This window comes from Williamsia serinedens, from assembly GCF_024171725.1.
In the GTDB taxonomy this organism is placed as follows: Bacteria; Actinomycetota; Actinomycetes; order Mycobacteriales; family Mycobacteriaceae; genus Williamsia_A; species Williamsia_A serinedens.
Genome location: NZ_JAMTCG010000002.1, coordinates 455,726 through 468,057, shown reverse-complemented (window position 1 = coordinate 468,057; position 12,332 = coordinate 455,726). Strand labels below are relative to the sequence as shown.

The following is a 12,332-nucleotide window of genomic DNA, read 5'->3' as shown; positions in this document are numbered from 1 at the left end:
CCCCCAGTGCATTATCAGGTCAAGCCCACTGAGTAATGAGTTCGCGCGCTGCACGTCTGACTTGCTCCGACATGTGTCCACTTCTGTAGCGATCAAGAATTCCGTAGACCACCGTCTGAAAATCTTTCGATGCAGCGAATTTACCGCGAACTAATCGCAGCTCCCGGACGATTGCAAAGGGCATGGCCATACCGTCCTCGCGACTCAGCGCCTCGATGCGTTCTAGGATCCGTCCTGACGGCGAGCCGTCTCGAGACAGAGATTGAATTATTCCTCTCGCGCTGGACGCCCGTACCTCAGCGTCTTCATCATAGGAAAGCCTTACTAAAATCCACAACAGTTCCGGACGGAATTCGATCCTTACAGCCTCAGCAAGGGCAACGCACCCATCTCGGCGAGTGGTAAGCGAAGGAGACGCGGACAAGAGCGTGAGATAGTGGGCAACCTCATCAGGCGACAACAATTGATACGCGATGGCGAATTCTAATGCGGAAATGAATACTTCGGAATCCGGATCGCCGAACATCGAAACCGGCGATCGTTGATTAACGAGCTGGGTGACCCGTTCCGCGTAAGTGGCGAGGACATTAGCCGGAATTGATGGCGTCTCGCGGGCCAGCCGACCTAATGCTACGGAACGATCGTTCCGGGGGACGTTGGCGTCAAAGATGAAGTCGAGCACCTCGCCGCAATATTCTTCGTCGGGGTCCTCGATCAAAAGCAAAGTAGCTATCTCACCCGGATCGTAAGCCCAACCCGAGAACTGTCCCTGGCGCGCGTTGCTACGGATCTGATAAAGCTTCTCCGACGCCAGGCGCTTCGACACTCGAAGTTTTGAGTTCGGAAAGTCCCGGCCGAGTGCAATAGTTGCGTTAAATAGTTCTACTACGTCGGAGAGATCCGACGGTGTGCCCTCGAGGCGTTCGCTAAGCAGGTCTTCACTTCTGGTCAACTGCAGATAGGCGCGCATCGTGGCTCGACCGATATCGGCATTCCGACCCAGGGCCGACTTCCAGCTTTCCGCGACAGCACCCGTGGCCGGACGCGTTACGTCCAGTATGTTCAGGGCGCGGCCGATCAGGCGATCCCACAGCTCATCGGAAGAATACTGCGTCGCCACATCCGCAAGTGTTGCTGCAATACGGTCGGCCTCTCCGACCGTGTTCGCCAGCGTGGCCAAGGTGGTCCAAGCCGCCTCCGCCCAGGTCGTTTCATGCCGCCACCTGCCCACCATCCTGGATTCGCCGTGCTCGACTTCGTTCGCCACCAGATCGAATGCCGCGCGCGCGTCGTCTGCAGTCATTAAGTCCGCAGAGTGCTTTAAAACGGACAACTCCGCAACATCAACGTTGCCCAACCTCCGGCGTGTTCTAACTATCTGTCGCGCATCCCTAGTGACGGCCGCCAATGGCCCGGACGAACGCAATGCCCTCACGAATCGAGATAGCGTCTTATCGTCGCCAGAACGTCGGAGTAGGCGAAGAATATCCTCGGCGAATTCAACGGAGAACGGCCTTTCGGCCTGAACAACTCTGAATAATGCCAGCTCCTTCCTAGTCTCCCTCGACGCTTGATGCCCAAGCAATTCATAGCGGAGCAATGAGTAGAAGATATCCGGCCGTGTTCGACCAATTGTCGTTGCGCTGCTTGGAACAATGTCGCCGAATTTATCCTCGACGAGCCGTTCGTACTCATTTGCGGCGTCGCGACTGATGGTCAATAGTAACTCAGATCGAGGAGAGCGTATCCGAGCGAAAATGGAGTCAAATGGGTTATTCGAGAGACTGGAATTGGCCGTACCGGCGTTTTCGGTCCAGAACTGTCCGGGCGACAGGCTCCACGCCGACCGTTGCAGGGCCGCGACCATTCGAGAAACTATTATGTGAGGCGGTTCGCCCGTTCCCGAGTTGGTCGGAAAATCAGCGCACTGCCGCGAATCTACGGTTTCTAAAATCTCATACGCCAGCTTGGCGTCAGAAATTGGCGAAAGACCAGCGTCAAGTCTTCGCAGACCCCTTTGCGCAAGCAAGGCACTCCGCCAGACTCTAGATTCATGGGAGTCGTTAAGCGCCTCGAGGTGCTGCAACTGAGACGTAAGGATTTGTTCGCACTGGTCATAGTCTTCCAGCTCTGCCAGACAAGCCGAAACAAAGATGGCAAGAGCGCAGCATTCGGGGACTGTTTCAGCGGTCTGACTTTCCGACTCTAAGTGGCTAGACAGACTTTCAATGCCCAGATGCTGTTCGCGAAAGTCGAGTGACTGAAGGGCGGCGTGCAAGTATTCTGGCATTTCGTGATGGGGTTCGTCCGACGCGAGTGCGCGTAATTGCGCACGTCCCCATGGATTTTGGCCGAGCACGATCGCGGCGAGAACGGCGGGCGGCCTAGACAAATTGTCGTCATTCGAGAAATTTGGATGAGGCGCGATCTCGTGTGGGCTTATCAACGCCGCTAGCCATTCTAAACTCACAGCCGATCCCTTCCTTCGCTGTTGGCGTAAATGAGCTGACGACGCCGGGGATCGGCGGCAACTATGCCGGTGAACCACCGGAGTAGGCCATCACCGAAACTCTCAACGTCAGAGAACTCCTTGACTGCTAGCCGATGAGCAGAACCATCACTTGCCGCGTCATGAAGAATTTCTTTTACAGCGGCTAGCTTTTGCACCGCCGGGGTGTTTGGCGCGGCCACCATAAGCGATACTGTTCGAGTACGAAACCTTTGATCGAGTCTCTGCAGAAGCGGAGTTGGCTGGTATATGTCGTTGACTAAACGGTCAGGTCGCTGAATCGCCACAAGTATGGATGCGTCCATGCCGGCGGGAGCGGCTATCCGATCGACAAAAACCACCGCTTCGGTTGTAAGTCGGTTACGAACTTCGTTATACACATCCACCCAATCAGTAAGGTCAATATCAGAATTTACCTCAGTCACAAGGACTAGCGGACCAGGTAGATTCTGGCTCGCCATTGGGGGCTTGTTAGCCTTTTCGGCTAGGGATGCATACCATTCCTGCCGGCGGCTAGAAATTTCACGAATTACGCCACCAAGCCATGCAGCAGATGGCGAGTCCGCGGTTTCAGGCTTCACCAACTTTTTATGGCCACAATCGAGAAGCTTAATTTGCGCCTCGCGCACCCCGAAAGTTGCACTTAATTCATCGACCATCCGGTCCTTTGTCCCGGCGCACACGAAACGCGGAATTTGTACCTTCCCATTCGACGGCGCCACATCAATATCAACATTAACGTGATTACTGAAGAATTCCTCAATATCGCCTTGTATACCCGAGTGTCGTCGGAGGTAGAACGACTCCCTTAGTGCGATGGCCGACCAACTGCGGACCCACTTCGAGCCGAGTCTAGGGCTGCCGAAGACGATAACACCGGCGATAATTCCGACTTCAGGGTAGCTCCCCTTCTTCTGCTGGTGGAATCGGCGTACCGCATCCTCGGCTATTAAGCCGCCCAGGCTGTGACCGACCAAATAGATTTCTTGGTAATCATTCGCAACTTGTGTGAGATGGTTCGCTAATTGACGCGACCTAACTTGTGGCGAAGGGCGTCGGCGAAGTAGGGATTTGGCTCCCTTGTAGTAGCGAAAGATGGCCGAATCTTTGGAGGCGCCGCCCAGCCCATCGATAGCCAGTTCGGGGAACTTCGCCCAGGTATCTTCGCTCCCCCCGAGTCCGTGGACGAATACGATTAATGTTCTAGATGCTCCCGCCTGTGCTCTAATCAGGACAAAGTTGCTGTCGAGTTCAGTACGCACATGCTTCGTCGAACTCAATGCTCCTGCTCCCCCCAACGATCTCGCCAGAGTAGCCCGCGGCTTTTGAGCAGCGCGCCCGCATCTGCAATTTGTGAATCACTCAGGGGACGACGTTCACCATGCGGCCGGGAACATAGATCACCTTGCGCGGCTCGCCGTCGAGCAAGGCGGCGATCTTGTCGTCTGCCAGCGCAGCACCGACGACGGTCGCCTCATCGGCCTCGGCCGCGACGGTGATCCTGCTGCGCACCTTGCCCTTCACCTGCACCGGGATCTCCACGGTGTCCTCGACGAGCAGCGACTCGTCGGCGACGGGGAACGGCCCGTGTGCGAGCGACTCGTCATGTCCGAGAGCCGACCACAACTCCTCGGCGAGGTGCGGGGCCACCGGCGCGACCATCGAGACCAGGGGCGACACCGCATCCCGCGGTGCGCCGTCCGGGTACTGCTTGGTGAGGTGGTTCGTGTACTCGATGAGCTTCGCGATCGCGGTGTTGAACCGCAGCGCCGCGTAGTCGTCGCGCACGCCGGCGATGGTGCGGTGCAACGTCTTCGCCGTCTCGTCGGCCGGGGCGTCGTCCGTCAGCCGCACCGAGCCGGACTCCTCGTCGACGACGAGCCGCCACACGCGCTGCAGGAACCGCTGCGCGCCGACGACGTCCTTCGTCGCCCACGGACGCGACTGGTCCAGCGGACCCATCGACAGCTCGTAGACACGCAGGGTATCCGCACCGTAGTCCCGGCAGATGTCGTCGGGCGCAACGGAGTTCTTGAGCGACTTGCCCATCTTCCCGTACTCGCGGCGGACCGGCTGGCCCTGGAAGAAGAAGCCGCCGTCGCGCTCCTCGACCTCCTCGGCCGGCACGTAGATCCCGCGCGCGTCGGTGTAGGCGAAAGCCTGGATCATGCCCTGGTTGTAGAGCTTCCGATACGGCTCGATGCTCGAGACGTGGCCCAGGTCGTAGAGGACCTTGTGCCAGAACCGCGCGTACAGCAGGTGCAGCACCGCGTGCTCGACGCCGCCGATGTACAGGTCCAGTCCACCGGGGTCGTTCTCCCCGTGCAGATCCGGGCGCGGACCCATCCAGTACTGCTCGTTCTCCGGTTCGCAGAACCGGTTCTCGTCGGTCGGGTCGATGTAGCGCAGCTGGTACCAGGAGCTGCCCGCCCACTGGGGCATCACGTTGGTGTCGCGGGTGTAGTGCTGCAGTCCGTCACCCAGATCGAGTTCGACGTTCACCCAGTCGGTCGCCTTCGCCAGCGGGGGAGAGGGGACGCTGTCCGCGTCGTCGGGGTCGAACGAGACCGGCGCGAAGTCGTCGACCTCGGGCAGCTCGACCGGCAATTGTGACTCGGGGATCTGATGGGCCTGTCCCGCATCGTCGTAGACGATGGGGAAGGGCTCTCCCCAGTACCGCTGGCGCGCGAAGAGCCAGTCACGCAACTTGTACTGCACTGTGCCCGTGCCGGTCCCGTCGGCCTCGAGACGGTCGATGATGGCGGCTTTGGCCTCGTCGACGCGCATCCCGTCCAGGAATCCGGAGTTCACCAGTGGTCCGTCGCCCACGAAGGCGGCCTCCGCGACACCCTCGTCGGACCCGATGACCTCGACGATGGGCAGACCGAACGCGGTCGCGAACTCGAAGTCACGTCCGTCGTGCGCGGGGACCGCCATGATCGCGCCGGTGCCGTAGCCGATCAGCACGTAGTCGGCGATGAACACCGGGACCCGTTCGCCGTTCACGGGGTTCACCGCGAACGCGCCGGTGAAGACGCCGGTCTTCTCCTTGTTCTCCTGGCGCTCGAGGTCCGACTTGGCGGCGACCGACGCGCGATAGGCGGCGACGGCGTCGGCCGGGGACGCGGCACCACCGGTCCAGCGGGCGTCGACGTCCGCGGGCCAGGCGTCGGCGACGATCCGGTCGACCAGATCGTGCTCGGGCGCGAGCACCATGTAGGTGGCGCCGAACAGCGTGTCGGGACGAGTGGTGAACACCTCGATCGGGGTGTCCACGCCGGGGACCGAGAACGACACGCGCGCACCGCGGGATCGCCCGATCCAGTTCTGCTGCATCGACTTCACCTTGTCCGGCCAGTCGAGCAGCTCGAGATCGTCGAGCAGGCGGTCGGAGTAGGCGGTGATGCGCATCATCCACTGCCGCAGCCGCTTCCGGAACACCGGGAAGTTGCCGCGATCGCTGCGCCCGTCGGCCGTGACCTCCTCGTTGGCCAACACGGTGCCCAGCCCGGGACACCAGTTGACCATCGAGTCGGACTGGTAGACGAGACGGTACGAGTCCACGACGGCCGCCTTCGCGGCGTCGTCGAGTTCGGCCCACACCGACCCGTCGGCGGGAACGCGGGTCCCGGCGTCGAACTCGGCGATCAGCTCGGCGACCGGTCGGGCGCGGTTCGCGTCCTCGTCGTACCAGGCACCGTGGATCTGCAGGAAGATCCACTGCGTCCACTTGTAGAAGTCGACGTCGGTGGTCGACACCCGACGGCGCTCGTCGTGACCCAGACCGAGGCGACGGATCTGGGCGAGGTAGCGCTCGACGTTCGCCTCGGTGGTGGTGCGCGGGTGCGTGCCCGTCTGGACGGCGTACTGCTCGGCGGGCAGCCCGAACGCGTCGAAGCCCATCGTGTGGAGGACGTTGACGCCGATCATCCGGTGGAAGCGGGCGTACACGTCGCTGGCGATGAAGCCCAGCGGGTGGCCGACGTGCAGCCCCGAGCCGGACGGGTAGGGGAACATGTCCTGCACGAACAACTTCTCGGTGGTGCCGCCGAGATCACCCGCGAGCGGTCCGACCGGATTGGGCGCCTCGAAGGTGCCCCGCTCGGTCCAGATCCGCTGCCAGCGGGCCTCGATGTCGCCGGCCACCGCCGCGGTGTAGCGGTGGCCGGTGGCAGAGGTGGTGTCGCTTGTCACCTGACCAGCGTAAAGCGTGGCCACAGGCCCGCAGACCCCCGGTCGCGGGCGCCTCGTATCCTGGGTCGGTGACCACCGCAGCCCTCGTCCTGGGAGTCCTCGACGCCGTTCTGGCCGTCGTCGTCCTCGTGGTCGGTGCGCTCGGTGTGACGCGCCGCCTGCCGCGGAACCGCTTCGTCGGCATCCGCACCCCGGTCACCCTCCGCTCCGACGACGCGTTCCGCGCGACCCACGCCGTCGCCGGACCCGGCCTGCTCGGGGCCGGGCTGATCGCGGCCCTCGGTGCCGTCCTCGGCCTCGCGGCGGGTTCGGTGACCGGCACCGTGTTCGCCGCCGTCGCGGTGGTCGCCGCATTGGTCATCGTGGGTGCCGCCGCGTCCTTCGGGCTGCGGGCCGCCATGCGCGTGCCCGACGCGGATGACGAGGAGTCGTCGTGCGGGACGGGCGGATGCGGCAGCTGTGTGCTCGCCGGAGCATGCGGGACCGCTGCCGACCCTGCCGCGCGGTGCTGAAGAAGCTCCACGTCGACGGCTTCATCCTGGCGATCCTCGCCGCCGTCGTCGTCGCGTCGGTCCTACCGGCCCGCGGGGTGTTCGCCGACATCATGTCCTGGGTCGTCGTCGCCGCGATCGCGCTGCTGTTCTTCCTCTACGGCGCGCGGATGCACCCCCGCGAGGCTCTCGAGGGCCTGACCCACTGGCGTCTGCACCTGACGATCCTGGCGTTCACGTTCGTGCTGTTCCCGATCATCGGCGTCGCGCTGCGCCCGCTGGCGAGCCCGGTGCTCGGCGACGATCTCGCCCTCGGTGTCGTCTTCCTCTGCCTCCTGCCGTCGACGGTGCAGTCGTCGATCGCGTTCACCTCGATCGCCCGCGGGAACGTCGCCGGCGCGATCGTGAGCGCCTCCGCGTCGAACCTGATCGGCGTCATCCTGACCCCGCTGCTGGTGGTCGCGCTGCTCAGCGGCGGGTCGGGCGTCCACATCGACGCGTCGGCGATCCTGCAGATCGTCCTGCAGATCCTGGTGCCGTTCGTCGTCGGGCAGCTCGCCCGACCGCTCGTCGGGGGATTCCTGACCCGTCACGCGGGACCCACCAAGCTCGTCGACCGCGGGTCGATCGTGCTGGTCGTCTACGTCGCCTTCAGCGAGGGCGTGCGCGAACACATCTGGTCGATCGTCCGCTGGTGGCAGATCCTCGTCGTGATCGGCGGCTCCGTGGTCCTGGTCGCGGTCATGCTGTTCCTGACCGGCTGGGTGGCCCGACGGTTCCACTTCGGCCGGGCCGACGCGGTCGCGATCCAGTTCTGCGGCACCAAGAAGAGCCTCGCGACGGGCCTCCCGATGGCCGCGGTGCTGTTCGCGAACCAACAGATCGGCCTGATCGTGCTGCCGCTGTTGGTGTTCCACCAGATCCAGCTGATGATGTGCGCCTGGTACGCCGCGCGGCTGTCGCGGGAGAACCCAGCTATTTCTTCTGCCGACGACTCCCTTGGTGCCAGTCCTCGGTGAGTCCCTCGGTGCCTGGCTCGACGCCGAACGCACGCAGCTGAGGCCGCTCGCGTAGTGACCGCTTCATCTCCGCGAAGCCGGGGAAACTGGCCAGCCCGATGACGTGGTCCCACAGTTCGAGGGCGTCGGCGTCGTCGGGGAGTCGGCTGATCACCGGGCCGAAGAACGCGACCCCCGTAGGCGGGGAGAACTGCAGGATCGGGGTGCCGACGTCCTTGCCGGTGAGTTCCAGTGCGCAGTCGGTCTCCTGTTGGATCCCTGCGTCGCGGCCGGCGTCGTCGAGGGCGTCGGCGTGGTCGGCCGGCAGGTCGAGCCCGGCGAGGATCGGCGCGACGAACTCGGGCGTACCGCGGCGGGCCTGGCCCTCGGCGTCGTCGGGGGCGGGCTCGGTGTCGAAGATCGCCGTGCCGAGCGCCTCGTAGAACGGGCCGACGGCCTCGTCGCCGTGTCGGTCACGGATGCTCGACGCGACCCGCAGCAGTCGGAGGCCCGCGGTGTGCTGCGCCTCGTACTCGGGCGGGAAGTGGCTGTCGTAGTCGACGCCGGCGTTGAGCTGTCGCAGGGAGATGAACCGCCAGCCGACGGTGTAGTCGCGTTGCCGCGCGACGCTGCGGACCCACTTGCTGGTCATCCAGGCGAACGGGCACACGGGGTCGAACCAGAAGTCGAGGTCGGTCTGCGAGGCCATGTCCACCACTCTGCCCGTTTGCCCGAGCCGTCGTCCGGGTATCCCGATCGCGATGCCGACCGCCCGCGAGATCGCCCGGTTCCTCGGCGCGCGCAGCGTCGGCTCGACGTCACCGCTCCCGATCCTCGACATCGTCGACGACTCCCGGAGCGTCTGTGCCGGGGATGCCTACCTCGCGATCCCCGGTGCGCGCCGACACGGCCTCGACTTCGAGGACGACGTCGCCGCCGCGGGTGCGGCGCTCGTCATCAGCGACCGTCCGGCGCGCCTGCTGCCGACCGTCGTCGTCGACGACCCGCGCCGCATCGCGGGACCGCTCGCCGACTGGTTCCATCGGCGTCCGTCGGCGGATCTCGCGGTGTACGGAGTGACCGGTACCAACGGCAAGTCGAGCACCGCGGCCATGGTCCACGCCGGGCTCGTCGGGGCCGGTCGGGAGCCCGGGCTGATGTCGGGCATCGAGATCACCGGGCCGGGCGTCGCCCTGGCACCCACACGCACCACGCCGGAGGCGACCGTCGTCCACCGGACCCTGGACCTGTTCCGCCGCGGTGGCTGCGACAGTGCGGTGGTCGAGGTCTCCTCCCACGCTGCGGTCCACCGACGCGTCGACGGCGTGCGCTTCCGCTCGGTGGCGCTGACCAACCTGGCGCCCGAGCACCTCGACTTCCACGGGTCGATGGAGGCCTACTACCGCGCGAAGACGTCGTTGTTCACCGCCGACCGCACTGGCCGCGCCGTCGTGTGTGTCGACGACGAGCACGGCCGTCGCTTGGCGCGCGAGGTCGGGGTCCCGGTGACGACGTGCTCGGTGTCGGACACGCCCGCGGACGTCCACGCGGTCGACGTGCGCGCACCCGACACCGAGGCCGACCATCTCGGGCACCGGTTCGTCGTCCACACCCCGGTCGGTGACGCAGAGGTGCGCCTGCAGGTCCTCGGACCCCACCAGGTGGCCAACGCAGTCGTCGCCGCGGCAGTGCTCGTCGGTGACGGCCTTCCCGTCGAGGCCGTGGCACAGGGCATCTCGGCGCTGCGAAGCATCCCGGGACGGTGCGAGCCGGGGCGTGTCGGCCAGTTGTTCACCGCACTCGTCGACCACATGCACAACGTCGCCGGGCACCGCGCGACGCTGCCGTACCTGCGGTCGCGCACGCCCGGCCGGCTGATCGTGGTCATCGGCGCCACCGGTGATCGCGACCCCGCGAAGCGGCGGCCGATCGGTGCGACGGCGGCGGCGTACGCCGACCTCGTCGTCGTCACCGACGAGAGTCCCGGCAGCGAGGACCCCGCCGCGATCCGCGCCGAGGTGACGGCGGGGGCCGTCGGCGCCGGCCGGGCCGAGGTGCTCGAGGTCGCCGACCGCGACGAGGCGTTCCGCGTGGCGGTGACCGGAGCCCGGCGCGGCGACACGATCGTCGTCGCGGGTCGGGGGAGTGACCTACGCCGGGAGTACGGCTCGCAGGTCGTCGCGTTCGACGATCACGCGCGGCTCGCGCAGGCCGTCGCCGACCTCACCCCGTGGACGGGTCCCGGAACCGGAGGGCCCCCCGCACGGCGGACGTGAGGTGGTCGACGATCTGGGCGGTGGACCACCCGTGGTGGTGCGCGAGGTCGTACACGACCCGCTCGTCGAACACGGTGACCCACAGGAGGACGGTCGCGGTGACATCGGACGCGGGCACGATCTGGGCGTCGACCAGTTCCTGCACCACTGCGGCCAGGGCGCCGTGCAGCGCGACGATCGCGGGGTCACCGGCGACGAGGCGCTCGATGAAGCCCTGGTGACTGCGGATGTGTCGGACCGCCGGCCCCCACACCTGCGCCTGGGCGACCCATTGCTCGCAATAGGCGTCGAACCTCGGCGCGGGGGCGTCGACGTCGATGCGCAGCAGCGCGTCAACGAGTTCGCCGGCGGCCCGGGAGTAGTAAGCGTGCAACGCATCCGACGGTGAGGGGAAGTGTCGGTAGGCGGTGGCGACCCCGACGCCGGCCTCGCTCGCGAGCTCCGGGACGGAGAAGTCGACGCGACCGTCCTCGAGCAGACGCCCCACCGCGTCGGTGAGCGCGGATCGACTGCGGATCGCGTCGCTGCGAGTCCGCGCGGATGTGTTCCGGACCACCATGCGACGGATTCTATCCGAGAAGATCTTCCCAATTCATCGTCGGTGCGCTAGCGTCCTCCGCCAAGTGACAAGAACTTCTCATTTCACGGCGAAGGGAGACGGACATGCGTGTCGCGATGCCCGGGATCCTCTTCGTCCTCGTGATGGCCCAGCCCAACCTCGCGACCGGGATGATGCCGCTGTACCGGTCGACGTGGCACCTGGCCCCGCTCCTGGTCACGGTGGTGTTCGCGGCGTACCTGCTCGCACTCGTCCCCACCCTGGCCGTACTCGGACGGCCCGCCGGCCGCACCGGATGGTGGTGGCGCATCGCCGTCGGGGTGATCGCCGGGGTGGCGGCCGACATCGTGATGGCGGTCGCGGACTCCGCGACGGGGGCATGCGTTGCTCGTGTCGCTGCGGGCGTGTCCGTCGGCCTCGTCACGGGTTCCATCTCCGGCCTCGTGCTCGAGCGTGCGGGCGACCGCGGCCGCACCACGATGGCGACCGCGACCGTCCTCGGTTCGGCGCTCGGCACCGTCGCCGCCGCCGTGTGCGCGCAATACCTGCCGGCCCCGACGGTCCTGGTCTACCTGGTCCACGCCGGCCTGCTCACCGCCGCGGGAATCGGCGTCGTCCTCGACCGTGCCCCACTCACCGAGGCGGCCGAGTCCCCAGCACCGACGGTGTCGACCTCACGGCTCCCCGCGGACGGCGCCTACCGCCCGGTCACCGGATACGTCAGCGGTGTCTCTGCGTGGGTGTCGGCAGGGCTGGTGGTCGCACTGCTCCCCAGCTACGGCGCGTCGCTGCTCGCCACCGACGACCTCGCCGTCCTCGCAGCGCCGGTGACGGTCTACCTGGTGGCCGCGTGGCTCGTCCAACGAGTGGTGCCGGCGACATCGCGCATGGCGAAACCCGTTGTCGCGCAGACGCTGATCGTCGTCGGCGTGCTCGTGGCCGGTATCGTCCCCCTCGTCCCCGACGTGACCGTGCTGCTCGTCGCGGGCGTCGTCGCGGGAACCGGGCAGGGCCTCGCCTACCGGTCCGGCCTGCGAATCGTCAGCGCAGCGTCCGCGCCGGGTGATCACGCCCGGGCAGCCGCACGCTATGCGGCCGTCTCGTACCTGTTCGCCGCGGTCGCCACCATCGCGTTCGGCGCCGTGGCCACCGCCTGGTCGATGTCGGTGGCCGTCGTCGTCGCCGCCGTCGCTCTCGGCGCACTGCTCATCACCTCGGTCGTCGCCGTCAGGCGCCGTCCGGCTCCGGCATCGGCGCCGGAGACCCCGTCGGACGCGCTCGTCTGACAGCTCTCCACCACCCCGC

The 12,332-nt window shown here is 65.8% G+C and carries 9 protein-coding genes; 4 read left to right on the top strand and 5 right to left on the bottom strand.

Annotated features, from left to right (window positions below):
- Positions 1-19: 19 nt before the first annotated feature.
- From LX12_RS05670 to leuS, 3 genes are all read right to left on the bottom strand, one after another.
- On the bottom strand, positions 20-2,470 hold the full coding sequence (locus LX12_RS05670) for a hypothetical protein (protein ID WP_253653542.1): 2,451 nt from the start codon (positions 2,468-2,470) through the stop codon (positions 20-22).
- The gene (locus tag LX12_RS05665) at positions 2,467-3,789 is read right to left on the bottom strand and encodes an alpha/beta hydrolase (protein ID WP_253653541.1); all 1,323 of its coding nucleotides are present in this window, start codon (positions 3,787-3,789) and stop codon (positions 2,467-2,469) included. Before LX12_RS05665 ends, LX12_RS05670 begins: the two co-directional genes overlap by 4 nt.
- An 82-nt stretch (positions 3,790-3,871) precedes the next feature.
- Positions 3,872-6,703, bottom strand: coding sequence for a leucine--tRNA ligase (gene leuS / locus LX12_RS05660; protein ID WP_253653540.1), 2,832 nt, complete (start codon positions 6,701-6,703; stop codon positions 3,872-3,874).
- A 68-nt stretch (positions 6,704-6,771) separates the two neighbouring features.
- On the opposite strand from leuS, the gene LX12_RS05655 reads away from it, so the two are divergent.
- On the top strand, positions 6,772-7,215 hold the full coding sequence (locus LX12_RS05655) for an SdpI family protein (RefSeq protein WP_253653539.1): 444 nt from the start codon (positions 6,772-6,774) through the stop codon (positions 7,213-7,215).
- The gene (locus LX12_RS05650; RefSeq protein WP_253653538.1) at positions 7,179-8,213 is read left to right on the top strand and encodes a bile acid:sodium symporter family protein; all 1,035 of its coding nucleotides are present in this window, start codon (positions 7,179-7,181) and stop codon (positions 8,211-8,213) included. The genes LX12_RS05655 and LX12_RS05650 overlap by 37 nt, the downstream gene beginning before the upstream one ends.
- Here LX12_RS05650 and LX12_RS05645 read toward each other — a convergent pair.
- Positions 8,170-8,901: a mycothiol-dependent nitroreductase Rv2466c family protein gene (locus LX12_RS05645; protein WP_253653537.1), complete on the bottom strand. Its 732-nt coding sequence runs from the start codon at positions 8,899-8,901 to the stop codon at positions 8,170-8,172. The genes LX12_RS05650 and LX12_RS05645 overlap by 44 nt on opposite strands.
- 52 nt (positions 8,902-8,953) lie before the next feature.
- Between LX12_RS05645 and LX12_RS05640 the strand changes: the two genes are divergently transcribed.
- Entirely contained in the window at positions 8,954-10,468 is a 1,515-nt protein-coding gene (locus LX12_RS05640) for a Mur ligase family protein (RefSeq protein ID WP_253653536.1), read from the top strand.
- Here LX12_RS05640 and LX12_RS05635 read toward each other — a convergent pair.
- Positions 10,416-11,027 carry a TetR/AcrR family transcriptional regulator gene (locus LX12_RS05635; RefSeq protein ID WP_253653535.1) on the bottom strand — a complete coding sequence of 204 codons (612 nt, stop codon included), beginning with the start codon at positions 11,025-11,027 and terminating at the stop codon, positions 10,416-10,418. The two genes, LX12_RS05640 and LX12_RS05635, sit on opposite strands and share 53 nt — an antisense overlap.
- 104 nt (positions 11,028-11,131) lie before the next feature.
- Between LX12_RS05635 and LX12_RS05630 the strand changes: the two genes are divergently transcribed.
- Positions 11,132-12,313, top strand: coding sequence for an MFS transporter (locus tag LX12_RS05630; RefSeq protein WP_253653534.1), 1,182 nt, complete (start codon positions 11,132-11,134; stop codon positions 12,311-12,313).
- Positions 12,314-12,332: the final 19 nt, after the last annotated feature.